Origin of the sequence: Rhizobium sp. BK049 (assembly GCF_014193135.1) — a bacterium.
Lineage (GTDB): Bacteria > Pseudomonadota > Alphaproteobacteria > Rhizobiales > Rhizobiaceae > Rhizobium.
In genome coordinates this window covers 59,069-82,686 of the sequence record NZ_JACHYV010000025.1, presented here as the reverse complement: position 1 = coordinate 82,686, position 23,618 = coordinate 59,069, and the positions used below count along the sequence as shown (strand labels likewise).

At 61.8% G+C, this 23,618-nt stretch carries 26 protein-coding genes; 14 read left to right on the top strand and 12 right to left on the bottom strand.

The window, feature by feature from the left end; all coding sequences use genetic code 11:
* Positions 1–10: 10 nt before the first annotated feature.
* Entirely contained in the window at positions 11–652 is a 642-nt protein-coding gene (locus FHT70_RS23365) for a LysE family translocator (protein WP_085779730.1), read from the bottom strand.
* A gap of 184 nt (positions 653–836) precedes the next feature.
* Positions 837–1,688, bottom strand: coding sequence for an SDR family NAD(P)-dependent oxidoreductase (locus FHT70_RS23360; RefSeq protein ID WP_168301694.1), 852 nt, complete (start codon positions 1,686–1,688; stop codon positions 837–839).
* A gap of 177 nt (positions 1,689–1,865) precedes the next feature.
* Between FHT70_RS23360 and FHT70_RS23355 the strand changes: the two genes are divergently transcribed.
* From FHT70_RS23355 to FHT70_RS23340, 4 genes are all read left to right on the top strand, one after another.
* Positions 1,866–3,089, top strand: a complete 1,224-nt coding sequence (locus tag FHT70_RS23355; protein ID WP_097598323.1) for an argininosuccinate synthase — start codon at positions 1,866–1,868, stop codon at positions 3,087–3,089.
* Between the two features lie 262 nt (positions 3,090–3,351).
* Entirely contained in the window at positions 3,352–3,966 is a 615-nt protein-coding gene (locus FHT70_RS23350) for a TetR/AcrR family transcriptional regulator (protein WP_348649565.1), read from the top strand.
* Positions 3,967–4,008: 42 nt separating this feature from the next.
* Positions 4,009–4,467, top strand: a complete 459-nt coding sequence (locus FHT70_RS23345; protein ID WP_183705144.1) for a cupin domain-containing protein — start codon at positions 4,009–4,011, stop codon at positions 4,465–4,467.
* A 257-nt stretch (positions 4,468–4,724) separates the two neighbouring features.
* Positions 4,725–5,366: a LysE family translocator gene (locus FHT70_RS23340; RefSeq protein WP_183705143.1), complete on the top strand. Its 642-nt coding sequence runs from the start codon at positions 4,725–4,727 to the stop codon at positions 5,364–5,366.
* A 30-nt stretch (positions 5,367–5,396) separates the two neighbouring features.
* On the opposite strand, the gene FHT70_RS23335 is transcribed toward FHT70_RS23340, so the two are convergent.
* The gene (locus FHT70_RS23335; RefSeq protein WP_183705142.1) at positions 5,397–5,828 is read right to left on the bottom strand and encodes a hypothetical protein; all 432 of its coding nucleotides are present in this window, start codon (positions 5,826–5,828) and stop codon (positions 5,397–5,399) included.
* Between the two features lie 227 nt (positions 5,829–6,055).
* On the opposite strand from FHT70_RS23335, the gene FHT70_RS23330 reads away from it, so the two are divergent.
* The 4 genes from FHT70_RS23330 (at position 6,056) to ppa (ending at position 11,514) form a co-directional block, all read left to right on the top strand.
* A complete protein-coding gene (locus FHT70_RS23330; RefSeq protein ID WP_183705141.1) occupies positions 6,056–8,143 on the top strand; it encodes a M3 family metallopeptidase in 2,088 nt (695 codons plus the stop codon).
* Between the two features lie 159 nt (positions 8,144–8,302).
* A complete protein-coding gene (gene typA / locus FHT70_RS23325; RefSeq protein ID WP_183705140.1) occupies positions 8,303–10,123 on the top strand; it encodes a translational GTPase TypA in 1,821 nt (606 codons plus the stop codon).
* Between the two features lie 200 nt (positions 10,124–10,323).
* Positions 10,324–10,830, top strand: a complete 507-nt coding sequence (locus FHT70_RS23320; RefSeq protein WP_011427107.1) for a GNAT family N-acetyltransferase — start codon at positions 10,324–10,326, stop codon at positions 10,828–10,830.
* A gap of 147 nt (positions 10,831–10,977) precedes the next feature.
* On the top strand, positions 10,978–11,514 hold the full coding sequence (ppa, locus tag FHT70_RS23315; RefSeq protein ID WP_064805467.1) for an inorganic diphosphatase: 537 nt from the start codon (positions 10,978–10,980) through the stop codon (positions 11,512–11,514).
* 4 nt (positions 11,515–11,518) lie between these two features.
* Here ppa and FHT70_RS23310 read toward each other — a convergent pair whose 3' ends face one another.
* A complete protein-coding gene (locus FHT70_RS23310) occupies positions 11,519–11,830 on the bottom strand; it encodes a DUF167 domain-containing protein (protein ID WP_097598176.1) in 312 nt (103 codons plus the stop codon).
* Positions 11,827–12,117 (bottom strand): YggT family protein, encoded by a 291-nt coding sequence (locus tag FHT70_RS23305; RefSeq protein ID WP_011427104.1) that lies wholly within the window; start codon positions 12,115–12,117, stop codon positions 11,827–11,829. The genes FHT70_RS23310 and FHT70_RS23305 overlap by 4 nt, the downstream gene beginning before the upstream one ends.
* Before the next feature lie 139 nt (positions 12,118–12,256).
* On the opposite strand from FHT70_RS23305, the gene FHT70_RS23300 reads away from it, so the two are divergent.
* A complete protein-coding gene (locus tag FHT70_RS23300) occupies positions 12,257–13,489 on the top strand; it encodes an MFS transporter (protein WP_183705139.1) in 1,233 nt (410 codons plus the stop codon).
* 13 nt (positions 13,490–13,502) lie between these two features.
* Here FHT70_RS23300 and FHT70_RS23295 read toward each other — a convergent pair whose 3' ends face one another.
* The 6 genes from FHT70_RS23295 to hemC all read right to left on the bottom strand — a co-directional run bounded on the left by FHT70_RS23295 (position 13,503) and on the right by hemC (position 19,331).
* Positions 13,503–14,255: a glutamine amidotransferase gene (locus FHT70_RS23295; RefSeq protein ID WP_183705138.1), complete on the bottom strand. Its 753-nt coding sequence runs from the start codon at positions 14,253–14,255 to the stop codon at positions 13,503–13,505.
* On the bottom strand, positions 14,245–14,730 hold the full coding sequence (locus FHT70_RS23290; protein WP_085779719.1) for a TerB family tellurite resistance protein: 486 nt from the start codon (positions 14,728–14,730) through the stop codon (positions 14,245–14,247). The genes FHT70_RS23295 and FHT70_RS23290 overlap by 11 nt, the downstream gene beginning before the upstream one ends.
* Positions 14,731–14,747: 17 nt before the next feature.
* Positions 14,748–16,349 (bottom strand): heme biosynthesis protein HemY, encoded by a 1,602-nt coding sequence (locus FHT70_RS23285; RefSeq protein ID WP_183705136.1) that lies wholly within the window; start codon positions 16,347–16,349, stop codon positions 14,748–14,750.
* Between the two features lie 4 nt (positions 16,350–16,353).
* On the bottom strand, positions 16,354–17,619 hold the full coding sequence (locus FHT70_RS23280) for a COG4223 family protein (RefSeq protein ID WP_183705134.1): 1,266 nt from the start codon (positions 17,617–17,619) through the stop codon (positions 16,354–16,356).
* 67 nt (positions 17,620–17,686) lie between these two features.
* Positions 17,687–18,394 carry a uroporphyrinogen-III synthase gene (locus tag FHT70_RS23275; RefSeq protein ID WP_183705132.1) on the bottom strand — a complete coding sequence of 236 codons (708 nt, stop codon included), beginning with the start codon at positions 18,392–18,394 and terminating at the stop codon, positions 17,687–17,689.
* A 7-nt stretch (positions 18,395–18,401) separates the two neighbouring features.
* A complete protein-coding gene (gene hemC, locus FHT70_RS23270; RefSeq protein ID WP_183705130.1) occupies positions 18,402–19,331 on the bottom strand; it encodes a hydroxymethylbilane synthase in 930 nt (309 codons plus the stop codon).
* A gap of 71 nt (positions 19,332–19,402) precedes the next feature.
* On the opposite strand from hemC, the gene tsaD reads away from it, so the two are divergent.
* Genes tsaD through FHT70_RS23245 form a run of 5 tightly spaced genes read left to right on the top strand, consistent with a single transcriptional unit; the run spans position 19,403 to position 22,875 of the window.
* Positions 19,403–20,500, top strand: a complete 1,098-nt coding sequence (gene tsaD / locus FHT70_RS23265) for a tRNA (adenosine(37)-N6)-threonylcarbamoyltransferase complex transferase subunit TsaD (protein ID WP_183705128.1) — start codon at positions 19,403–19,405, stop codon at positions 20,498–20,500.
* The gene (locus FHT70_RS23260) at positions 20,497–21,480 is read left to right on the top strand and encodes an NAD(P)H-dependent glycerol-3-phosphate dehydrogenase (protein ID WP_183705126.1); all 984 of its coding nucleotides are present in this window, start codon (positions 20,497–20,499) and stop codon (positions 21,478–21,480) included. The genes tsaD and FHT70_RS23260 overlap by 4 nt, the downstream gene beginning before the upstream one ends.
* A gap of 10 nt (positions 21,481–21,490) precedes the next feature.
* Positions 21,491–21,784: a YciI-like protein gene (locus FHT70_RS23255; RefSeq protein ID WP_085779712.1), complete on the top strand. Its 294-nt coding sequence runs from the start codon at positions 21,491–21,493 to the stop codon at positions 21,782–21,784.
* Positions 21,785–21,786: 2 nt separating this feature from the next.
* Positions 21,787–22,218, top strand: a complete 432-nt coding sequence (locus FHT70_RS23250; protein ID WP_183705123.1) for an EVE domain-containing protein — start codon at positions 21,787–21,789, stop codon at positions 22,216–22,218.
* Between the two features lie 6 nt (positions 22,219–22,224).
* A complete protein-coding gene (locus tag FHT70_RS23245) occupies positions 22,225–22,875 on the top strand; it encodes a methyltransferase (protein WP_183705121.1) in 651 nt (216 codons plus the stop codon).
* A gap of 37 nt (positions 22,876–22,912) precedes the next feature.
* Here FHT70_RS23245 and FHT70_RS23240 read toward each other — a convergent pair whose 3' ends face one another.
* Complete coding sequence (locus tag FHT70_RS23240) at positions 22,913–23,404, bottom strand: hypothetical protein (RefSeq protein WP_183705119.1); 492 nt, start codon at positions 23,402–23,404, stop codon at positions 22,913–22,915.
* Positions 23,405–23,618 lie beyond the last annotated feature (214 nt).

Here is a 23,618-nt window from a genome sequence, read left to right as displayed (position 1 = left end):
CGACCGCGACCTATCGGGCCTGGGTGAGCAGGATTTTGGCGGCGAAGATCGAGAAGACGCCGGCGAAGGTGTAATCCATGCCGCGCAGAACCTTCTTGTTGTTCTGCAGCCAGGACGCCAGCCAGTCGGCGGCAAAGACGACAGCGGCATTGACGGGCATGCCGATCAGGATGAAACAAAAGCCGAGAAACAGCAGCTTCTGCGTGACGGCGGGATCGCCGGCGCTGACGAATTGCGGCAGGAAGGTCATGAAGAAGATGATGACCTTGGGGTTCAGGAGATTGACCCAGAAGCCGGATGAGACGTTGGCAAGCGCGGTGCCCTTCTGCGTCTCGACCTTGGCGACCGTCAGCTTCGAGCCGAAGCGGATCGCCTGCACTGCGAGCCAGAGCAGATAGCCGGCGCCGCCGGTCTTCAGGATCAGGAAAGCGGTCGGCGAAGCGGTGATCAGCGCCGAAATGCCGAAGGCGACCAGCATGGTGTGGACGACGATGCCGAGGCTGGTGCCGACGACGACGAAAAGGGCCGCCTTCTTGCCCTGGGCGAGTGAACGGCTGATCGAGAGCGTCATATCGGGACCTGGGGTCGCCGCGAGCAGCAGCGTCGCGGCGGCAAAGGCGAGAAGGGTCGGCAGGTTCGGCAGGAAATCCATAGCACGCTCGGAAAGCTGGACAGTCAAGGTGACTACTTATCCAGCCTTCAGAAAATTACCAATCAAACCTTCTCATGCGCGTCGCACTAAACTTGATTCATGCGGCGCGCATTCGCTGTTTGTTTTGTGCATGTCGTTATCCCGGGACCGCTGCACGCTTCCGGGTGAAATGCAGTGGCACCAATTACTTCTCTTCGAGGAAGGCCTTGAACTTGTCGGCGTAATCCTTGTGCCAGCGCGACAGCGGCGGGCGGTTCTCGATGATATCGCCGGCGGCCCAAGCCATGCGGCGTTCATCGACCGCGCGGGTCACGTCGTTGTCGGGGCAGAGGATATAGAAATCGCCGCGTTCCAGGCTTTCGACCATGAAATCGACCGTCTGTTCCGGTGTCCAGGCGCCGGCTGGCTTTTCCGCCCGGTCGCCCTTGGTGAGGCCGGTGAAGACGAAGCCGGGGATCAGCAGATGCGCCGAGATCTTTGAACCCGCGGTGTTGCGCAGTTCGTGTTCGAGCGCTTCGGTAAAGACTTTCACGCCAGCCTTGGAGATGTTGTAGGCGGGGTTGCCCGGCGGCGTGGTGATGCCCTGCTTGGAGCCGGTATTGATGATCAGGCCGGGCTCGCCGTGGGACAGCATCTTCGGCCCGAAGACGCGCGTGCCGTTGACCACGCCCATCAGGTTGACGGCGAAGATATGGTCCCAATTTGACTGCGAACTGAAGATCGAGGTTTCCGGGCCGATGCCGGCATTGTTCATCAGCACGTGCACGCGGCCGAAACGCTGGAGTACGGCGCGTTCGAGCGCCTCCAGGGAGTCGCGGCTGGCGACGTCGGTCTCAACTGCCATCACATCCTCTTCGCCGGCAATGGCTTTGAGCTCCTCGGCGGCGTTGGCCAGCCGATCACCGCCGAGATCGGCGATGACGACGCTCATGCCGCGTCCGGCAAAATACTTCGCCGCCGCAAGTCCGATGCCGGAAGCGCCGCCGGTGATGACGGCAACATTGGACTTCTTGAAAATATCTTGAATATTCGTCACGGGGACAGCCCCTCCTCGAGCATTGTTCGCACGCAGCCGAATATGGGCGGCGCTTTCGCACTGTCAAACGCTATCGGCGCCTCAGCCATCGCACTTGCCCTTGCGTCGCGCGCCAATCTCGCTAAAAGTGCCGCGACACCGGGTTTTCGCCGGCTTTATGCAACGGACCTCATCATCATGGCATCATACAAAGACGTGAAGAAAGTCGTGCTCGCCTATTCCGGCGGCCTCGACACCTCGATCATCCTGAAGTGGCTGCAGACGGAACTCGGCGCCGAAGTCGTCACCTTCACCGCCGATCTCGGCCAGGGCGAGGAGCTGGAGCCGGCGCGCAAGAAGGCCGAAATGCTCGGCATCAAGGAGATCTATATCGAGGACGTCCGCGAGGAATTCGTGCGCGACTTCGTCTTTCCGATGTTCCGCGCCAATGCCGTCTACGAGGGCGTCTACCTGCTCGGCACCTCGATCGCCCGTCCGCTGATCTCAAAGCATCTGATCGATATCGCCCGCAAGACCGGCGCCGATGCGATCGCCCACGGCGCCACGGGCAAGGGCAACGATCAGGTTCGCTTCGAGCTCTCCGCCTATGCCCTGAACCCTGACATCAAGATCATTGCGCCGTGGCGCGATTGGTCCTTCAAGAGCCGCACCGACCTGCTCGAATTCGCAGAGAAGCATCAGATCCCGGTTGCAAAGGACAAGAAGGGCGAGGCTCCCTTCTCCGTCGACGCCAACCTTCTGCATTCCTCTTCCGAGGGCAAGGTTCTGGAAGACCCTGCTCAGGAGGCGCCGGAATATGTGCACATGCGCACGATCTCGCCGGAGGCCGCTCCCGACAAGGCGACGACAATCAAGATCGGCTTCCGCAAGGGCGATGCCGTGTCTATCAATGGTGTCGAGATGTCGCCGGCGACGCTGCTCGCCACTCTCAACACCTACGGCCGCGACAACGGCATCGGCCGTCTCGATCTCGTCGAGAACCGTTTCGTCGGCATGAAATCCCGCGGCGTTTACGAAACGCCCGGAGGCACGATCCTGCTCTCGGCCCATCGCGCCATTGAATCGATCACGCTCGACCGGGGTGCCGCCCATCTCAAGGACGAGATCATGCCGCGCTACGCCGAGCTGATCTATTACGGCTTCTGGTTCTCGCCGGAACGCGAGATGCTGCAGGCGCTGATCGACAAGAGCCAGGAGCATGTCGAAGGCGAAGTGACGCTGAAGCTCTACAAGGGCAATGTCATGGTCATCGGCCGCGAAAGCGAAAAGTCGCTCTATTCCGACAAGCTCGTCACCTTCGAGGACGACCAGGGCGCTTACGACCAGAAGGATGCGGCCGGCTTCATCAAGCTCAACGCGCTGCGCCTGCGCACGCTCGGCAAGCGCAATCTCGGGACGTAATCGCGGAATTCGTCTTCGGACGGATATGAGCCCGCCGGCATTGCCGCGCGGGCTTTTTTGTTGGATGCGCGGCAAGCGCGGCACGACCTGTCGAGGCGTTCAAGCTGACCGGATTGCGCCCAACAGCGGTCATCAATCGACTGATTCGCTGTTCACGCGCCGTCGCCTGCGTACGGGTCTTGCCGATACCCTCCGCGAACGGTCAACAGCACCAGTTGACATGGTCGTAAAATAGTGTCACTGTAAGTCACATTAATACATTATGAGAGACATAATGTCCCAACAGACGCCCACTCGAAAGTACAGTTCCCCCTTACGGGAATCGCAGGCCCAGGAAACACGGGAGCGCATCCTGCGCGCCACCTCAGACCTTCTCAACGGCAATGCGTTCGCGGACATTTCCATGGACGATGTTGCGCGGTCTGCCGGGGTGGAGAGGCGAACGGTGTTTCGGCATTTTGCAACGAAGGAAGCGCTGTTCGACGCCTTCTGGGTCTACATTAACCAGAGTATGAATGCGGCGGTCCTTCCAACGACCCTCGAGGAGCTTCTTCGCTCGCCCCTCGACGCCTTTCCGCAGTTCGACAAGAACGAAGGCATCATTCGCGCCAGCCTACATACGCCCACGGGTCACGCCATGCGGATGCGGACGGTCAAGGCACGGCGCATCGCGTTCCGGACGTGCCTCGAAGACGCCAATCTGGATGTAAATTCCAAGAGCGCCCGCAAGGTCGAGGCGCTCTTCCACCTTCTCTACAGCGCCAGCGCCTGGGAAACGCTTAAGGACTACGGCGGATTGACCGGGAAGGACGCGGGAAAGGCCGCATCCTGGGCGATGCAGGCGCTGTTGAAAGCTGCCGAGACCGACGAGAACTGATCACACATGCTGGCGAGAGCCGGCTTAACGATGGAGACGATGATGGATCAAGCATTCAAGACACACGACACCGCGGACGCCCTTTGGGTCATTCGCGACAAGGTGCAGTTCATGGGCGAAGTGCCGGAGAAGGGTTTGTCCATCCTGGAGGTGACCGTGCCCCCCGGTTCAGGTACGCCGCCGCATAAGCACGAATCCGTGGAGATATTCCGGGTTCTGAGCGGCGAGATCACCTTCACGGTGTTCGACAGCGTACCTCCCTCACAAATGGTCGCACGGCCCGGCGACGTTCTCACCCTACGCTCCTTCCAGCCGCACAATTATGCCAATACCGGAAGCCTCCCCGCACAGATGATCGCCGTCGTGGAAGACTCGATGAGCCACTTCTTTCGCGACGTCGGCCAGAGCGAAGTCCCGCCTGATGGCCCTCCTTCGGCGGAGGAAATCGGCGCGGTATTGGCGGCGTGCCACAGGCACGGAATTGAAGTCCTGGGCACCTGATGGATGGCCGGGCGACGGCACATCCGTCGCCCTCCCAATCGACAACGACCCGTTGTGGAAGTGCCTCGTATGCGGCGGCGGGCTCGAACCCGGCCGACGCCAATCTGAAGGTGATGTCGACAGGCAGATTGCGATTAGAGCGGTTCAGCTTTTCACGGAAGCGCAGAACTGCTCTGACTTTTTTATGGCCATGTTATTGCCCTTGACGGATGCCTGCCATCGCTTAGTCTGCTGCGATCATTCTCCGGAGCATCCCCATGACGCACTCCCTGCTCTTCGGCGCCTTTCTGGCGGCGCTGTTCTATGTGCTCATTCCGGGACCCGCCTTCCTGCAACTGCTCGGCATCGGCGCCGGTCAGGGGCGCAAGGCCGGGGCCTTGTTCATGATGGGGCATCTGGTCGGGGATCTCATCTGGTCGTCGCTGGCGCTGATTGCGATCGTCGGGGCGAAGACGATCGGGACCTTCGTCTTCGATCTGCTCGGGCTCGCCTGCGGTTTCTACCTCGCCTGGATCGGTTGGGGCGCAGTCAACGCCAAGCCGAAACCGGACGGGCAGGCGCTTGTTATGGTCGAGCGGCCGTTCCGGCGTGGCCTGATTTTCGGCGTCACCAACCCCAAGGGTTATCCAGTGGCGCTTGCTACCTTCACGGCGCTGGTCGCGGGCTCGGCCGGCGCGCTCGATTTCGAGGCGCTGCCGGTGCTTCTCGTTGTGTCTTTCCTGGGTTTCGTGACAGCCGACGTCATTCTGATCGGCATCATCGGGGCGGGGGCGGTTCGTCGCTTCTATCGCGCGCATGAGCGGCTGATCGTGCGCTCGTCCGGCGTGCTGTTCATGGGCTTTGCCGCCCAGGCGCTATGGCATGCAACGCCCGGCCTCATCGGCTGGCGCAAGGCTTGAAGCGCCTCATTTCATGCGAGGCGCATTCGCTCAGCCGTTCAGGAAATTGACGATCGACTTTAGCGTCTGGACTTCATGAGGATCGCCGATCGACATGGCGACCTGCAGCTGATTCTTGTAATAATCGAGGAAATTGAAACTCGTGCCGTCGGTGACGCTGGAGAGATCGATGATATTGCCCAGTGGATCGATCGCATGCATTGGCAATGGTTCGGAGATCGCGGCGTAAGTGTTCTGATCGATCAGGCCGCTATCGAAGCTTTGGCGGGCGTAGTTGCGCAGCTCGCCAGGGCTGACGGCGGTGAAATCCGGCCCGTCGTCGAGATTATCTTCGAGCTGGAACGAAACCGGGGCCGGAGCCTTGGTCTCGATCTGAATATCGGCAGTCTTCGAATTTCTTGCGTTATTAGGGTTGTTTTTAAATAGCAAACTCTGAGAAGACCGCAGGGAAAAAATTTCCATGACGCATGTCCCCTGGCAGGAAGATCATCGGGAAACTAGCGCCTGTAGGTGATTCGCGTCAATCGTTAACAAATAGTTAATTTTCAATTGTCAAATCTTGTACCCCCGGCTTTGGCTGACCTGCGTCAGATCGCCCGACGAGGCAAACGCCTAACGCGGCGACATACCAATTCTGCGGCGGCTCTCCTATATTGACCATCCGTTCGCATACCAAAAGGAATTCTCCGATGGCTTCTCCCCATGATTTCAATCCGGCGCTCGTCAACTGGGACGCTCTCCACGGTCTGCCACGTTTCGATGCCATCGATGATGGCGATTTTTCTGCCGCTTTCGACGCGGCGCTCGCCGCGCATGAACAGGAGATCGATGAGATTGCCGGAAATAGCGATGCGCCGACATTCGACAATACGGTGGTGGCGCTGGAGATCGCCGGCGATGCACTGTCGCGCGTTTCGGCGCTGTTCTGGAACAAGGCGGGCGCACATACCAACGAAGTCATCCAGGCGCTCGAGCGGGAGATTTCGCCGAAGATGTCACGGCACTATTCGAAGATCGGGATGAACGCCGCGCTCTTTGCCCGCATCGACACGCTCTGGGAGAATCGTGAGAGCCTCGGTCTGACGCTGGAGCAGACGCGGGTGCTGGAGCGGCATTGGAAGGGTTTCGTCAAATCCGGCGCCAAGCTTGAAAAGCCCGAGCAGGAGAAGCTTGCGGCGATCAACGAAAAGCTCGCGGGTCTCGGCACGCAGTTCGGCCAGAACGTGCTGGCCGACGAGAAGGCCTGGGCGCTGATGCTATCCGAGGGTGCAGAGCTCGACGGGCTGCCGGAATTCCTGCGCGACGCGATGGCAGCGGCGGCGCGCGAACGCGGCGAGGAGGGCAAATATGCGGTGACGCTGTCGCGCTCGATCATCGAGCCGTTCCTGACCTTTTCGGAGCGCCGGGATCTGCGCGAACAGGCTTTCAAGGCATGGGTGGCGCGCGGCGCAAACGGCGGGGAGACGGACAATCGTGGCGTCATCAAGGAAACGCTGGCCCTGCGCCACGAGGTGGCGAAGCTGCTCGGCTACGGCAATTTCGCCGAGCTGAAGCTCGACAACACGATGGCCAAGACGGCCGATGCGGTGAACGACCTGCTGAGGGCCGTCTGGGCGCGGGCGGTGAAACGCGCCGGCGAGGAAGAGCTCGACATCGCGGCGCTGATCGCCGAAGAGGGCCGGAACCACGAGGTGATGCCGTGGGACTGGCGCCACTACGCCGAAAAGATCCGGGCGCGGAAGTTCGATTTTTCCGAGGCCGAGCTCAAGCCCTACCTGCAGCTCGAAAAGATCATCGACGCCTGCTTTGACGTGGCCGGCCGGCTGTTTGGCATCCGCGCGGTCGAGAAGAAGGGTGTCGCGGCTTATCACCCCGACGTCAGAGTGTTCGAAATCAGGGATCGGGACGACAGACTGGTCGCCCTTTTCCTCGGCGATTATTTCGCCCGCAGTTCGAAACGCTCAGGCGCCTGGATGAGCTCGCTGCAATCGCAGCACAAGCTGCAACTGAAGAACGGCCGCCATGGCGAGTTGCCGATCATCTACAATGTCTGCAATTTCGCCAAGCCCGCCGAAGGCAAGCCGGCGCTGCTGTCGCTCGACGATGCTCGCACGCTGTTTCATGAATTCGGCCATGCGCTGCACGGCATGCTTTCAAACGTCACCTATCCCTCGGTTTCCGGCACCGGCGTCTCGCGCGATTTCGTGGAGTTGCCCTCGCAGCTTTATGAGCACTGGCTGACTGTTCCCGCCATCCTCAAGGAATACGCCGTGCATTTTGAGACAGGCGAGCCGATGCCACAGTCGCTCCTCGACAAGGTGCTGGCGGCCCGCACCTTCAATGCCGGCTTCAATACCGTCGAATTCACCTCGTCGGCGCTTGTCGATATGGCGTTTCATACGCGCGAAGCGATTGACGATCCGATGGCGGTACAGGCGGAGGTGCTGGCCGAGATCGGCATGCCGAAGTCGATCGTCATGCGCCATGCCACACCGCACTTCCAGCACATCTTCTCCGGCGGTTATTCGGCCGGCTATTATTCCTACATGTGGTCGGAAGTTCTCGACGCCGATGCCTTCGCCGCCTTCGAGGAGACGGGAGACGCCTTCAACGGCGAGATGGCGCGCAAGCTCAAGGAGAATATCTATTCCACCGGCGGCTCGGTTGATCCCGATGATGCCTATAAGGGCTTCCGCGGCAAGCTGCCGAGGCCGGATGCTATGCTGGTCAAAAAGGGACTCGCCACCTTCGAGGAATTGACAGGCAGCGACGCTTAAGACAGTTTGATGACAGAGAAGCGAGCGGCATGGCGGCGGCCATGCCGCAGCTTTCGCGCGCGACCCCCTTTCGCAATCGCGAAAAAACCGGTAAGAGCGCGCCAAACGTAAATGGCGCGTCCACTTGGCGTAGCGCCCCAGCCTCAGAGATTATGACATATGGCACTTCGCAACATCGCGATCATCGCGCACGTTGACCATGGCAAGACCACTCTCGTTGACGAGCTTCTGAAACAGTCCGGCTCCTTCCGTGAGAACCAGCGCGTCATGGAACGCGTGATGGATTCCAACGACATCGAAAAAGAGCGCGGCATCACCATTCTCGCCAAGGCGACTTCCATCGAGTGGAAGGACACGCGCATCAACATCGTCGACACGCCCGGCCACGCCGATTTCGGCGGTGAAGTCGAGCGCATTCTGTCGATGGTGGACGGTGCGATCGTTCTCGTGGACGCTGCCGAGGGCCCGATGCCGCAGACCAAGTTCGTCGTCGGCAAAGCCCTCAAGGTCGGCCTGCGTCCGATCGTTGCGATCAACAAGATCGACCGTCCCGATGCGCGCGCCGATGAAGTGGTCAACGAGGTTTTCGACCTTTTCGCGGCGCTTGATGCGACCGACGAGCAGCTGGACTTCCCGATCCTTTACGGTTCCGGCCGCGCCGGCTGGATGAACTACGATCCGGCTGGCCCGAGCGACGAAGGTCTTGCACCGCTACTCGACCTCGTCGTCAAGCACGTGCCCGAGCCGAAGGTCGAAGAAGGTCCGTTCCGGATGATCGGCACGATCCTCGAAGCCAACAACTTTCTCGGCCGTATCATCACCGGCCGTATCGCCTCCGGTTCGATCAAGCCGAACCAGGCTGTCAAGGTGCTCGGCCAGGATGGCAAGCTGATTGAGCAGGGCCGTATTTCCAAGATACTCGCCTTCCGCGGCATCGAGCGTCAGCCGATCGAGGAAGCGCACGCGGGCGACATCGTCGCCATCGCCGGCCTTTCCAAGGGCACGGTCGCCGATACCTTCTGCGATCCAGCGGTCACGGAAGCGCTGAAGGCGCAGCCAATTGATCCGCCGACCGTGACCATGTCCTTCATCGTTAACGACTCGCCGCTAGCCGGCACCGAAGGCGATAAGGTGACGAGCCGCGTCATTCGTGACCGCCTGTTCAAGGAAGCCGAAGGCAACGTTGCTCTGAAGATCGAAGAAAGCGCCGACAAGGACTCGTTCTTCGTCTCCGGCCGTGGCGAACTTCAGCTCGCCGTTCTGATCGAAAACATGCGCCGCGAAGGCTTCGAGCTTGCCGTTTCGCGTCCGCGCGTCGTCATGCACAAGGATGAGAGCGGCCAGCTTCTTGAGCCGATCGAGGAAGTCCTGATCGACGTCGACGAGGAGCATTCCGGCGTCGTGGTGCAGAAGATGTCGGAGCGCAAGGCCGAGATGGTCGAGCTTCGTCCGTCGGGCGGTAACCGCGTCCGTCTGGTTTTCTACGCGCCGACCCGCGGTCTGATCGGCTATCAGTCGGAACTGCTGACGGATACGCGTGGTACGGCGATCATGAACCGCCTGTTCCACAGCTACCAGCCCTACAAGGGTGAGATCGGCGGCCGCGTCAACGGCGTGCTGCTCGCCAACGAAGCCGGTGAAGCCGTTGCTTACGCCCTGTTCAACCTGGAAGACCGCGGCCCGATGATCATCGACGCAGGCGAAAAGGTCTATATGGGTATGATCATCGGCATTCACACCCGCGACAACGACCTCGAGGTCAACGTTCTGAAGGGTAAGAAGCTGACCAACATCCGCGCCGCCGGCAAGGACGAAGCCGTCAAGCTGACCCCGCCGATCCGCATGACGCTGGAGCGCGCACTCTCCTGGATCCAGGAAGACGAACTGGTCGAGGTCACGCCGAAGTCCATTCGCCTGCGCAAGATGTATCTCGACGCCAACGACCGCAAGCGGTTCGAAAAGACCAAGGCGGCGCTCTAAGAGCTCAGTCGTTACCGCTTTCAAACCCCGGCCTTCGAGCCGGGGTTTTTTATTGTGCGCTGCGCTGATTCCGACTTGTGACAATCGTTAAAAAAGCGTTAAATTTTATCCGTCGTCCACATATCAAGTCTGTGGGCAATCGATCACGATGCGCTCGCCGCATATGGTTAATTGCCTGCGGCAGGACCAGAGTAAACGTTATGAAGACGTTGTCGATCGATGTCCGGCGGGCGGAACCGCACGATGCCCGAGCCATTTCGGAAACGCACAGGCTCGCGTGGCAACATACCTATGCAGGCATCATTCCGCATCGCGCGCTGACGCAGATGATCGAGCGTCGCGGCGAGAACTGGTGGCGCAAGGCCACGCGCGGGCCTGCGACATTGCTGGTCCTTGATGTGGCAGGGACGGTCGCCGGTTATGCGACGCTCGGTCTCAACCGTGCCCGCGCCCTGCCGCAGGAAGGCGAAATCTACGAGCTTTATCTTCGCCCCGAATATCAGGGCATCGGTCTCGGCCACATGCTGTTCGGCGAGGCGCGCCGGCTGTTGAAGTCGCTCGGCTGCAACGGCCTGGTCGTCTGGTGCCTCGAGGAAAACGAGGCCGCCAGCCGCTTCTACCGCCACCACGGCGGGACCGATTTCTGCGAAGGTATGGAAAATTTCGACCACAAGCAGTTGAAGAAGATCGGTTTCATCTGGAACTGATCGGCCTGCTCGGGCGTCGCACGCCTCTCTTCCAAAGTTTTTGCGGCATCACGCCGGTGTCATCACGCATCGGTGATCTGCCGTGTTGCGTTGCGAGATGAAACTGATTATCTGGCTTCGAGCAATTCAACCCCGCGGGAGTATCCTATGCGCATCGACGCCATTTCAATCGGTAACAATCCACCTGAAGACGTCAACGTTATCGTCGAGGTTCCTGTTGGCGGTCATCCGATCAAGTATGAAATGGACAAGGAGGCCGGCACGCTGGTCGTCGATCGTTTTCTCTATACGCCGATGACCTATCCGGGCAATTACGGTTTCGTACCGCACACCCTGTCTGAAGACGGCGACCCGATCGACGTGCTGATCGCCAGCACCCGGCCGCTGGTTCCGGGCTGCGTCATCAACGTCCGCCCCATCGGCGTGCTGAAGATGGAAGACAATTCCGGCAAGGACGAGAAGATCATTGCCGTGCCGTCGCCGAAGCTGACGCTGCGCTATGAGAAGGTGAAGGACTTTACCGATCTCCCGGAGATCACGCTGAAGCAGATCGAGCACTTCTTCGAACACTACAAGGATCTGGAGCCCGGCAAGTGGGTGAAGATCTTCGGCTGGGGCGATTCCAAGGAAGCCGGCCAGCTCATCATCGAAGCCGTCGAGCGGGCCAAGAAGGCGAAGGGCTGAACCCTCAGCCTAATAACGCTTCGAGCTTTTTTACCAAATCCTCCGGATCTCCGTCGATCCGGAGGATTTTTTTGCGCGCCGTCTCGCCGGAGACGAGGCTGATGCTGGATTTCGGAATGCGCAGCGACCGGGCGATCAGAAGGATCAGCGCCTTGTTGGCCTTGCCCTTCTCGGGCACTGACGTGACGCGTGCCTTAAGCAGGGTCTCGCCGTCGCCATCCGCCTCGACGCCATCGATCGCGTCACGCCCGCCATTCGGTGTCAGCCGAACGGCGAGGCGAAGATGGTCGGCGAACAGCCTCCAGGGAGGGTTCAAGCGACCAGCGGGTATAGGGTGGTCCAAAGGAATGTGCGCAGGAAGAAGATGATCACCAGCAGGATGATCGGAGAAATATCGATGCCGCCCAGATTCGGCAGCAGACGGCGGATCGGCTTCAGCGCGGGTTCGGTGACATTATAGAGGAACATGCCGACCGAATTGACGAACTGGTTGCTGGAATTGATGACGTTGAACGCATAGAGCCAGGAGAAAACGGCACTGGCAATGAGTATCCAGGTGTAAATATTCAAAACCAAATCAATGGTTTGAAACAAGGCAAACATCGTCGTCTCCAATTGGTTGTTGACAGACATGTAGACATTGGCGACTAAACGGGCAAGTGCCATGTCGAAACGCATGGCAGATCACGTTTAACGGGCGGCCTCGCAGCCATTCCGGCGCCCGCTTCCTCGGACAAGGCCCATGTCGTTTTCGCCCACCGGAGACCGTTTCGCCGCGTTTCGGCATCCGTCGTACACGCGCTTCTTCTTTGCGCGTTTCCTGCTTTCCTTCTCGCAGCAGATCGTCAGTGTCGCAGTCGGCTGGCAGATGTACGATCAGACCGGCAAGGCGATCTATCTCGGTCTGATCGGGCTGGTACAGTTCCTGCCGTCGCTGCTGCTCATCCTGGTCACCGGTTCGGTCGCCGATCGGCACAATCGCCGGGCCATCGCCGCTCTTTGCTCTCTGGTAAGCGCGCTCTGCACGCTGGCGCTGCTGATCATGACGGCGACGGAGACCTTCGCGCCCTGGCCGGTCTTTGCGGTGCTTCTTATTTTCGGGATCGAGCGTGCCTTCATGTCGCCGGCGGTGCAGTCTCTCGCACCCAATCTCGTGCCCGAGCACGCCCTTTCCAATGCGATCGCCTGGAATTCATCGTCCTGGCAGCTGGCGGCGATCACCGGGCCGGTGATCGGCGGCCTGCTCTATGGCGTCAGTGCGACGACCGCCTATACGGTGGCGGTCATCTTCTCCATCCTCGGCGCGGCTCTTCTCTTCATGATCCCCAAGCCGGAACAGAAAACGACGGGTGAGGCCAAGAGCTGGGCGATGATACTCGGCGGCTTCAGCTTCATCCGCGCCGAAAAGGTGGTGCTCGGCGCGATCTCGCTCGATCTCTTCGCCGTTCTGCTCGGCGGTGCGACTGCACTGATGCCGATCTTCGCCCGCGATATTCTGACGCTCGGCCCCTGGGGACTCGGACTGCTGCGGGCAGCGCCAGGACTCGGCGCCATCGTCATGGCGATCTTCCTCGCCGCCTACCCGCTGAAACACCGCGCCGGTCTCTATATGTTCATCGGCGTTGCCCTGTTCGGTGTCGGCACCATCATCTTCGGCGCCTCGACCAATACCGAAATTTCGATCGCAGCACTGGCGCTGATGGGCGCGGCCGACATGGTGTCGGTCTATGTGCGCGAGAGCCTGATCGCGCTCTGGACGCCGGACCAACTCCGCGGCCGGGTCAATGCGGTCAACATGGTATTTGTCGGCGCTTCCAACGAACTTGGGGAGTTCAGGGCGGGCACGATGGCATCGGTCTTCGGCGCGGTGCCGGCAGTGATCCTCGGCGGGATCGGAACTCTGGCAGTTGCGGCGATCTGGGCTTCCAGTTTCCCGAAGCTGCGCAGGATCGACACGCTCGACGCACCCGCCTGACCGCTAAGCGGGATTATGCATGCAGAGTAATAGACGGTGTCGCCTTCGCCGTCTTTCCCTCGAAGACGAGATCGAGGAATTCTGTCAGCCAGGCTCTCAGCGGCGCGTCGAACAGCATGCGGCCCTCAAGGTGTTCGCGGCCCTGCTGGGCGTTCGGCAGAATGAAGCGATGCGCACCGTGCACGACCCAGCGATGCATCATCACCCGGGTGAGCTCGGCATGGAACTGCAGGCCCCAGGCGTTGCCGTCGTAGCGAAAGGCCTGGTTCGGGTAGGCTTCGCCTTCGGCGAGCAGGTCGGCGCCGTGTGGCAGCTCGAAGCCTTCGCGGTGAAAATGATAGACCATCTTCGGCCAGTGCATCAGCAGGCGGCCCTTCTCGGTCGGGTGCAGCGGGTACCAGCCGATCTCCGTCGAGCCGTCGGCATTCGGCTGCACCTTGCCGCCAAGATGACGCACCAGCATCTGGGCGCCGAGGCAGATGCCGAGAAAAGGGCGTTTTTCCCGTAGCGGCACCTCGATCCAATCGATCTCCTTCTTGACGAAGTCATCCGGATCGTTGGCGCTCATCGGCCCCCCGAAGACGACGGCGCCGGCATGGTCTGCGAGCGTCGTCGGAAGCGGGTCCCCGAGGACCGGGCGACGGATATCGAGGCGGTAGCCTTTTTCGACCAGCAATTGCCCGACACGGCCGGCACTGGATCGCTCCTGATGCAGGACGATAAGGATCGGGCGCCGGTCCCGGTTCGGGGTTTGCTCAGTCGGCATCATCTTGCGCAACCTGGATATCCGTTACCCTGGCGGCAGCCTCCTGCCGCTTCTGGATGCGTTCGCGTGAGGAGACCCCGAGCAGATCGGCGATACGCCAGATGACATGGTCTTCCATCTCGCTGCGCTCGCCATCGGCGTAGACGATATCCCAAAGAATGCCGATCAGCTCCAGCCGTTGCTCGGTATCGAGATGGCGTTTCAGGTCGGCGGTGAAGCGATAATAGTCGACGGCGGAGCTTTCGGCTTCGAGGCCGGCGGCCATCAAAGCATCGAGCTGCTTGCTGTCGAGCGAATACTGCTCCTTCAAGAGCTTGCGCAGCCGCTTCTTTTCACTGGCCTTGATCTGGCCGTCGGCTTCCATGACCTGCATGCAGAGTGCTGCCACTGCGATGCGCGGGTCATCGGGGGCAAAGCCTTTCTTCGGACGATCGGCGGTGAGATTCTGGAAGAATGCCTGAAAGCGTTCGAACATGCGGGTTTCGTTCCGTGTCAGAAAAGGCGAAGCCGTGTCTTGGGTTCCGGTTCCGTCCTGGGATCGCGAACGCCAGGATCATCCGGCAGCCCGCCGAAAAAGGGCTTTGCTTCGTTCGGTGCTGGCGCTTTGCCGCTGGCGGCGGCTTCGACGGGTTTCGGCTTTGCCGGCGCCGGGCGCACAGCCTCGGCGATCGTCGCGGCGCGTTCCAGCTCAATAATGCGGTGATCGTTGACCGGGCTTTCCGGTTTGACGTCACGCAGCGGCGGCAGGGTCTTCAGAGCCGTTTCGATCGAGGCCGGGACTGAGCCGTCTTCGAGCGGCCCCTCGATCTGACCGAACGGCGCCTTCCATTCGAAGGCGTCGAGACGACCGGTGACCGGCGACACCGGCAGCCATTTGTCGGAGACGAAACCATCCGCAACCCAGGCGGGATCGCGCGGGGCTTTCAGCGCCTGCGCCAGCCAGTGGCGCACGCGGCCCTGGTCGCCGGTCTCGGCCTCCTCGATGTCGGCCAGGAGCAGGAAGGCGGCTTCACGCGGCTCAATGCGCGCCGCCGCTTCCGCCTTGGCGCGCGCCTTGGCAAATTCCTGCGCGTCGAGCGCCGCCTTAGCGACGACAAGAAGAGATTCGACATTGTTCGGGCGCATCGCTTCCAGCCGTTCGGCACGTTTCAGGCGGTCGAGTGTGGAATCGCCGCTGCGGGCTCTGACATAGGTCTGGCCGATCTCGGGATGAGGCGCCGATTTCCATACTTGTTCGAGGATTGAAGCGGCCTTGCGCAGACCGCCTTCGCGGAACAGTGCCTTTGCGGCAATGAGAGCGGCCGGAACGAAATCGGCGGCGAGCTTCAGCGCCTGCAGGGCGTCGTCGCGGGCGCCGGCCGGGTTGCCTTCCAGCTTCTCGGTGGCGCGTGCCGTCAGCAGCACGGCGTGCAGGCGGTTGGCCTCGGGTTTGTCAACGACGCGGGCGGCCTTCTGCTGCTCGAGCAGTCGGATCGCATCGTCCCAGCGGCCGGCTTGGCTGCGATATTCGAGGGTCGCCTGGGCGGCCCAGGGCAGATAGGGGGCGTTGTCGGCGGCCTTTTCGGCATATTGGCGGGCGGCCTCGTTGGCTCCGAGGCGGCGGGCTTCGAGATAGAGGCCGCGCAGGCCAAGCTCGCGCGTTTCCGGGTCGTTGGCCATGGCTTCGAACTTGGCGCGCGCCTCATCATGGCGGCCTTCGATCAGTGCCGCCTGAGCCTCGAGCAGATTGATCAGCGGCTCCTGATCGGCGCGGATGAGGCCACGCGAACGAGCCGCCATCTTGCGGGCGAGCAATGCATTGCCGGCGCCCGCGGCGATCAGGCCGGTCGACAGCGCCTGATAGCCGCGATCGCGCTTGCGGGCGCGGAAATAGCGTGTCACCGAATGCGGCGAAGTCCAGATCAACCGGGCGAACCACCAGGCGATCATCACGGCGGCGATAAGCGCGATGATCGCGCTGACGGCGACGATCAGTTTCGTCTGGTAGATCTGGCCCTCCCAGATCAGCGAGATGTCCCCGGGGCGGTCGGCGAACCAGGAGAAGCCGTAGGCAAGAAGCAGGACGAGCAAGGCGAAGATGACAAGCCTGGTCATGGTCTCACCCTTCCTTGCCGGCGCCGCTGACCGCCTTCGACAGCGCCCCGCCAACCAGCTCCTCGACACGGATGCGCGCCTCCAGAGACTGCTTGAAGGCGGCGGACGCCTGTTTGCCGGGGGGCGGTAGAGCATTCCATTCGGCGGAGGCGCCGGGCAGATCGCCGTTCTTCACCTTGTCCTCCATGCGGGCGGCGATCGCTTCGACGCTCTCACCTTCGATATTGCCGACGGGTCGGACCGTCACCAGCGATTTTGCACTCGCCATCAGCCGATCCGACCAGCTCTGGTTCGGATCCGGCTGATTGATCGATTCGATGATGGCGGTTGCAACGTCGGGAACCTGACGCATCAGGTCGGCGCGTGAGGGAACGCCGGTCTCGGCAAAGCCACGCAAGTCGGCGACAGCAGGATCGTCAGGTGCGACGCCGGCGAAAGTGTCCAGCTCGGCCAGGAACGGCCCGCCGCGATCGATCGCCGCCTTCAGGGCGGCGGCCGCGATGGCTCGCGCGACGGCAACATCCTCGCGCGGCTCATTGAGTTTCTTTTCGGCCTCGGCGAGGCGCTTGGCGATATCGGCGTCGCTGCTCGTCTGTTGGTCGGAGGACTGGGCAAGCATCGAGCGCAGCTGGTCGACCTGACTGCTGAGCTCTGTAACCTTCTGGTTGAGCGCCTCGACATTTGCAGGATCTGCCGATGGCGCCGCTGCGGTGTTCTTCGCAGCCGTTTCCAGAGCGGCAATCCGCGTCTCGAACGCGCCGTCACCCGTGTTTACGGGATTGGCGGCAAGGTTGGCGACGGTCTGTTTCAAGCCTTCGATCTCACCGGAGAGATCGGCGATCTCGGACGAGGTCTGCGGGGCGGAGGAACCCGGGAGGTAACCGGCATATTGAATGACGCCCGCGCCAAGCAGCGCCACGAGGCCGCCGAAAATGCCGGCGGCGATAAGACCGGATGTGCCGGCGCCGCGCGGCGCGGGCTGTTCGGCAGAGGGCGTGAAGGAAGGTTCGGCGACCGCCGGCGTCTCCTCCTCCGGCTCCGATTCGGGCCTGCTTTCGGGTTCAGGCTGCGACGCCGCTTCGGTTTCGGGCGGCGGCCCGAGATCCGCAGAGGGGCTGTCGACGTTGCCGGAATCATTGTTCACCGGCTTTTCGGTATCGGCTTCGGAGGCGAAATCCTGTGCATCGAGGTCGATCGTGACCGGCTCATCGGCGCTCTTCGAATGGCGTGGCGGGTTTCCCGATACCATGAGGTCCTCTTTATCCTGCATTGCAACGAAACTAGACAGTGATGCCAATTAAGGGAAGAGGTTAGATCAAATTTGGGCCGTGGAGCCTTCAAAGCAGCGACAAAAGACTTTGCTCATCCGGCATGGACGCAATCGCCACGGTTTTTTTCAGGGACATCGGAACGGCTTGTGCTACCGCTTCGCTCAGGCAGAGAAGGCGGATTTCGCGGTGTTCCGACAGGGCTGATCGCAGCTCCGCCAGGTGAAAAAAATCTTCCACCGCCTGCCGGGAATAGAAGAGAACGGCGTTAGGGCGGCCGCCGGAAAAGAGAGCTTCGATCTCAATCGGGTTCGGAACAACCGGCATCATGCGATAGCATTCGGCGATCGAAAAACGGATGCCGCGTTCAAGCATTCCTTGTTCAAAAGTTTCGGCGCGCGGTATCCCGGCAAGATAGAGCAAGCCATTCACCCCTTGCGCCGCGACGAGCTCGGCGAGATCGCGTCCGTTGCCGGAGGAGGAGGCGACCGATCGGAAGCCGAGGCTTTCCGCGGCGTGCGCCGTCGCGTCTCCGACCGCGAAAAGCGGGCGGGCCAGATGCGGGCGGAGCTGATCGCCGAGGGCGGAAACGACCCTGACCGCCTCGGCGCTGGTCACCGCGATTGCACCGCTGCTGGCCGCAAGCGCGCTTGCGGCTGCGGCCCTGTCGTGCACCGGCCGACGCAGCGGCAGCAGCAGCGGCTCGTGGCCCATGTCGCGCAGACGTTGTGCTGTTCTTGTCGCCGAATGCGCGGGGCGGGTGACGAGCACACGCATGGCCGCTTCAGTGCCAGTCGTCGAAGAAGGTGCTGCCGGCTCTGGCGCGCACATCCTGGCCGGCGCGGGTGCCGAGTGCGGCCGCGTCGCGGCGGTGGCCGTCGGTCGTCACCGCGTGCTGGCTGCGGCCGTCGGGCGTGATGATCAGGCCAGAGAATCGAATGAGGTCGCCCTCGCAAACGGCGTAGCCGCCGATCGGCGTGCGGCAGGAGCCGTCGAGAGCGGCGAGGAAGGCGCGCTCGCAGGAGACGGTGTCGAAGGTCGCGGCATCGTTGACCGCCGCCAGCAGGTCATCGATTTTTGTGTCGCCGACGCGGCTTTCAATGCAGATCGCCCCCTGCGCCGGCGCCGGCGGGAAGCTATCGGGGTCGAGGACATCGGTGATCACCTCGACCTTGCCGAGGCGTTTGAGGCCGGCTAGCGCCAGCAAGGTCGCATCCACCTGCCCTTCCTCCAGCTTGCGCAGGCGGGTTTCGACGAGGCCGCGGAAGGTGATGACGTTGATATCGGGCCGCATACGGCGGATCAGCGCCTGGCGGCGCAGCGACGAAGAGCCGACGGTGGCGCCATGCGGCAGGTCGATCAGTCTGGGTGCGGTGCGGCCGACGACTGCGTCGCGGATATCCTCGCGCGGCAGATAGGCAGAGAGGTAAAGGCCGTCCGGCAGGTGCGTCGGCATGTCCTTGGCGGAGTGCACGGCGAAATCCAGCTCGCCCGACACAAGCTTCTGCTCGAGTTCCTCGGTGAAGAGACCCTTGCCGCCGATCTCGGCCAGCGATCGGTCGGTGATGCGGTCGCCCTTGGTGGTCAGCACGACGATTTCGAACATCTCTTCAGGCAGGTTATGCGCCGCCATCAGCCTGTCGCGGGCCTCATGCGCCTGGGCAAGCGCCAGCGGGCTGCCCCGCGTGCCGATCCGGAAAGGTTTTGTTTGCATCCGCTCTGTTCCGTTGTTACCGGAATTCTCGTAAACGGGTTTCCGTTCCATCGCAATCAACGAACAGGCCAATGGTTCCCTTTCTGCGCATCCTCGGCATCGAAACAAGCTGCGACGAGACCGCCGCCGCCGTCGTCGAGCGTGATGCGGAGGGGCATTGCAACGTCCTGTCGGACGTCGTGCTTTCCCAGCTCGACGAGCACAGCGCCTATGGCGGCGTGGTGCCGGAGATCGCCGCGCGCGCCCATGTCGAGGCGTTGGACGAACTGATCGAACAGGCGCTGAAACGCGCCAATGTGTCGCTTGATGATGTCGACGCCATCGCCGCCACGTCAGGCCCGGGTCTGATCGGCGGATTGCTTGTCGGATTGATGACCGGCAAGGCGATCGCCAAGGCCGCCGGCAAACCGCTCTATGCTGTCAACCATCTCGAGGGCCATGCGCTGACGGCGCGGCTGACCGACGGGCTCTCCTTTCCCTATCTGGTGCTGCTCGTCTCCGGCGGCCATACCCAGCTGATCCTGGTGCGTGGCGTCGGACAGTATGAACGTTGGGGCACGACGATCGACGATGCACTCGGCGAAGCTTTCGACAAGACGGCAAAACTGCTCGGCCTGCCCTATCCCGGCGGTCCGGCGGTGGAGCGGATGGCGCGCGACGGCAATGCCGATCGTTTCGATTTTCCGCGCCCGCTCGTCGGCGAGGCGCGGCTCGACTTCTCGTTTTCCGGCCTTAAGACGGCGGTGCGGCAGGCGGCGCAAGAGATCGCGCCGCTCAGCGATCAGGATGTGGCTGATATCTGCGCTTCGTTCCAGAAGGCGATTTCGCGCACGCTGAAGGACCGCATCGGCCGCGGCCTGCAACGATTCAAGACGGAGTTCCCGAGCAGCGGCGAGAAGCCGGCGCTGGTCGTTGCCGGCGGCGTCGCTGCCAATCTCGAGCTGCGCGGCACGCTCCAGGCGCTCTGCGACAAGAACGGCTTCCGCTTCATTGCGCCGCCGCTCAGCCTTTGCACCGACAATGCAGTGATGATCGCCTGGGCGGGGCTCGAGCGCATGGCGACCGGTGTAGCGCCTGATACACTCGACGTGCAGCCGCGTTCGCGCTGGCCGCTCGATGCCAATGCCGAAACGCTGATCGGCTTTGGAAAGAGAGGAGCCAAGGCATGAGTGAAAGGATCGCCGTCATCGGATCGGGCGCATTCGGCACGGCGCTTGCCGCTGTGATCGCCCTTGCCGGCCGCAGCGCCGTGACGCTCGTCGGGCGCGATCCGTCCCTGATCGAGGATCTGAAAGAAGAACGGCTGCATGATGCCGTGCTGCCCGGCATCCCACTGCCCGAAGCCCTGGAATTTTCCGCCGAGGCGGATGCGATCACCGGGGCGTCCATCGTGCTTTTTGCGATGCCGTCGCAGGCACAGGCCGACGCGGCGCGGCAATATGGTCCCTACCTGTCAAAGGATGCCGTTGTCGTCACCTGCGCCAAGGGCATCGAGCGGACGACCGGCAATCTTTTGACCGATATGCTCGAGCGGGAACTGCCGGACCATCCGGTGGCGGTTCTCTCCGGCCCGGGATTTGCCGCCGATATCGCCAAAGGGCTACCGACGGCGATGGCGATTGCGGCTAATGACATGGAGACGGCCGAGCGGCTCGCTCAGGCGATCTCCGGACGGACCTTCCGGCTCTATGCCTCCACCGATCGTATCGGCGTGCAGCTCGGCGGCGCGCTCAAAAATGTGCTGGCGATCGCCTGCGGTATCGTCGAGGGCCGCGGCATCGGCGAATCCGCCCGTGCGGCATTGATCGCCCGTGGTCTCGCGGAAATGTCGCGCTTCGTCGTGGCCAAAGGCGGGCAGGCCGATACGGTGCGCGGACTTTCCGGTCTCGGCGATCTGGTGCTGACAGCAACGAGTCATCAATCGCGAAACCTGCGTTTCGGCATTGCGCTCGGGCGCGGCGAAAAGACCGATCCCACCCACGGCGCCCTGGTGGAGGGTGCGTTTGCCGCTTCCGTCGCCTCCCGGCTTGCCGCGGGGCTTGCGATCAGCATGCCGATCACGGATGCCGTTTCCTCCATCATCGACGGCCGGCTCGACATATCAGACGCCATCGAGCAGTTGATGACGCGTCCAATCACCACCGAATAGGAGAATAGACATGCTTTTCGCCCTGCTCTGCAAGGACAAGCCGGGACATCTGAACGTTCGCATGGAGACGCGGCCGACGCATCTTGCCTATCTCGACAAACTCAATGCCGAAGGCAAGCTCTCTATGGCCGGCCCTTTTCTTGACGACGAAGGCAAGGCCTGCGGCAGTCTGGTGCTTGTCAAGGCGGAGACAGCGCAAGAGGCAAAGGCGCTCGCCGATGCCGACCCTTACGCCATGGCCGGTTTGTTCGAAAGCGTCGATATCAAGCCCTTCAACTGGGTCTTCAACAAGCCGGAGGCGTGAGCATGGCGCATTGGCTCTATAAATCCGAACCTGCCTCCTGGTCCTGGGAGCAGCAGAAGGCCGCCGGTGAAAAAGGCACGGAATGGACCGGCGTGCGCAACTATCTGGCGCGCAACAACATGCGGGCGATGCAGATCGGCGACAAAGGGTTCTTCTACCATTCCAATGACGGGCTGGAGATCGTCGGCATCGTCGAAGTCGCAGCGCTGTCGCATCCCGACTCCAGCGCCAAGGGCGATCCGAAGTGGGATTGCGTCGATATCCGCGCCGTCATAGACATGCCGAAGCCGGTAACGCTGAAGGACATCAAGGCGAATGCGAAACTCGCCAAAATGTCGCTCGTCACCTCCATGCGCCTTTCCGTGCAGCCGGTGACTGATGACGAATGGGCCGAAGTCTGCCGCATGGGCGGCCTCGACAATCCGCCGCGCTGAAGACCATTGAAGACCGACCCGGAAACCTTCATTCGCGCCAATACGAGTCTGCTGCCGCCGCCGCATGTGCCGGAGATTTCGCTCTTTCTGGCGAACGAGGCGCATGAACTCTGGCTGAAAACGGAAGAGGAGCTGGAAGCCATCGGCCTGCCGCCGCCCTTCTGGGCTTTTGCCTGGGCGGGCGGGCAGGGGCTGGCGCGCTACATCCTCGATCATCCGGAAATGGTGCAGGGCAAGCGCGTGCTGGATTTTGCCAGCGGCTCCGGCCTTGTCGGCATTGCGGCCGCCATGGCCGGCGCCCGGGAGGTGATGGCTGCCGATATCGACCCCTGGGCAAAGACGGCAATCCGGTTGAATTCCGAGGCCAATCATGTTGCGCTCGGATTTACCGGCGCCGATCTGGTCGGTGCGAGTGTTGAGGCGGACATCGTGCTAGCCGGCGATGTCTTTTACGATCGCACATTCGCCGATGCGCTCGTCCCCTGGTTCGCGCGGCTGGCGGCCGAGGGCAGGCCGGTACTGGTCGGCGATCCCGGGCGCAGCTACCTTCCGCGGGACCGGCTGGAATTCTGCGCTGTCTATCAGGTGGCGGTGACGCGGGCGCTAGAGGATAGCGACATCAAGAAGACGACCGTATGGCGCTTCGCGCCCGGCTGATACGGAACTCTAACGCGCGTCGCGATGCGCCATGCGGTTAAGGCCGGATGACGCAGACATTGGCTTCATAGGAGCAGGGATCGTCCTGGATGGCGACGTCGATCACCTTTGCCTTTGGCGCCAGCGTCTCAGGCCGGGCTGCAGGATAGTAGCCGTAGCCGTTGCCACCGACATAGGTCCCGCCGTCGGTCTCGTAGACATAGGAAGACCCGGCATAGGTGCCGCCGCCGTATCCGCCCGCTGTCTGGGGCAGGAGGACGACGAGACTGCCGCGGGTGACGCGATTGGCTGTCGGCGACGAAAACCGTTCCAGCATCGGCATCCGCTTTCTGCCGTATCGATAGCCATAAGTGCTGTCGAAACGAATGCCGCGATCGCGCCAACTCAGCCTTTCGCCGAGATAAAGTCCATCGTGAAAGACACGGCGATGGGGAAAGCGACGATCGTCGCGGTGCTCGCCCGCCATGGCGGGAAGTGCGGCCAGCGCGGCAAGGGTAAGCAAGGTAGCTCTCGACAGACTGCGCAACATCGACGCCGGCCTCCGGAATTGCAATCGTTAACAAATCGTTAACGCCAGATTGCGCCAAAAGCTGCAGCTTGTCCATGCGCGCCTGAGAAGTGGCCGAAATATTGAGCGGAAAAGACCAGTTTCGTTAGTCCGCAAACTTCGCGGTAACCCGAATCGATTAAATTAGAAGCAGACAGCGATTGTGCTTGTCGTATGGCTTTCCGGTGATTAAACG

Excerpts from the sequence above, each read along its gene's own strand:
- FHT70_RS23365 (WP_085779730.1), bottom strand. The coding sequence starts at position 652 with ATGGATTTCCTGCCGAACCTGCCGACCCTTCTCGCCTTTGCCGCCGCG.
- FHT70_RS23355 (WP_097598323.1), top strand. The coding sequence starts at position 1,866 with ATGGCATCATACAAAGACGTGAAGAAAGTCGTGCTCGCCTATTCCGGC.
- FHT70_RS23350 (WP_348649565.1), top strand. The coding sequence starts at position 3,352 with ATGAGAGACATAATGTCCCAACAGACGCCCACTCGAAAGTACAGTTCC.
- FHT70_RS23345 (WP_183705144.1), top strand. The coding sequence starts at position 4,009 with ATGGATCAAGCATTCAAGACACACGACACCGCGGACGCCCTTTGGGTC.
- FHT70_RS23340 (WP_183705143.1), top strand. The coding sequence starts at position 4,725 with ATGACGCACTCCCTGCTCTTCGGCGCCTTTCTGGCGGCGCTGTTCTAT.
- FHT70_RS23335 (WP_183705142.1), bottom strand. The coding sequence starts at position 5,828 with ATGGAAATTTTTTCCCTGCGGTCTTCTCAGAGTTTGCTATTTAAAAAC.
- FHT70_RS23330 (WP_183705141.1), top strand. The coding sequence starts at position 6,056 with ATGGCTTCTCCCCATGATTTCAATCCGGCGCTCGTCAACTGGGACGCT.
- typA (WP_183705140.1), top strand. The coding sequence starts at position 8,303 with ATGGCACTTCGCAACATCGCGATCATCGCGCACGTTGACCATGGCAAG.
- FHT70_RS23320 (WP_011427107.1), top strand. The coding sequence starts at position 10,324 with ATGAAGACGTTGTCGATCGATGTCCGGCGGGCGGAACCGCACGATGCC.
- ppa (WP_064805467.1), top strand. The coding sequence starts at position 10,978 with ATGCGCATCGACGCCATTTCAATCGGTAACAATCCACCTGAAGACGTC.
- FHT70_RS23305 (WP_011427104.1), bottom strand. The coding sequence starts at position 12,117 with ATGTTTGCCTTGTTTCAAACCATTGATTTGGTTTTGAATATTTACACC.
- FHT70_RS23300 (WP_183705139.1), top strand. The coding sequence starts at position 12,257 with ATGTCGTTTTCGCCCACCGGAGACCGTTTCGCCGCGTTTCGGCATCCG.
- FHT70_RS23295 (WP_183705138.1), bottom strand. The coding sequence starts at position 14,255 with ATGCCGACTGAGCAAACCCCGAACCGGGACCGGCGCCCGATCCTTATC.
- FHT70_RS23290 (WP_085779719.1), bottom strand. The coding sequence starts at position 14,730 with ATGTTCGAACGCTTTCAGGCATTCTTCCAGAATCTCACCGCCGATCGT.
- FHT70_RS23285 (WP_183705136.1), bottom strand. The coding sequence starts at position 16,349 with ATGACCAGGCTTGTCATCTTCGCCTTGCTCGTCCTGCTTCTTGCCTAC.
- FHT70_RS23280 (WP_183705134.1), bottom strand. The coding sequence starts at position 17,619 with ATGCAGGATAAAGAGGACCTCATGGTATCGGGAAACCCGCCACGCCAT.
- FHT70_RS23275 (WP_183705132.1), bottom strand. The coding sequence starts at position 18,394 with ATGCGTGTGCTCGTCACCCGCCCCGCGCATTCGGCGACAAGAACAGCA.
- hemC (WP_183705130.1), bottom strand. The coding sequence starts at position 19,331 with ATGCAAACAAAACCTTTCCGGATCGGCACGCGGGGCAGCCCGCTGGCG.
- tsaD (WP_183705128.1), top strand. The coding sequence starts at position 19,403 with ATGGTTCCCTTTCTGCGCATCCTCGGCATCGAAACAAGCTGCGACGAG.
- FHT70_RS23260 (WP_183705126.1), top strand. The coding sequence starts at position 20,497 with ATGAGTGAAAGGATCGCCGTCATCGGATCGGGCGCATTCGGCACGGCG.
- FHT70_RS23255 (WP_085779712.1), top strand. The coding sequence starts at position 21,491 with ATGCTTTTCGCCCTGCTCTGCAAGGACAAGCCGGGACATCTGAACGTT.
- FHT70_RS23250 (WP_183705123.1), top strand. The coding sequence starts at position 21,787 with ATGGCGCATTGGCTCTATAAATCCGAACCTGCCTCCTGGTCCTGGGAG.
- FHT70_RS23240 (WP_183705119.1), bottom strand. The coding sequence starts at position 23,404 with ATGTTGCGCAGTCTGTCGAGAGCTACCTTGCTTACCCTTGCCGCGCTG.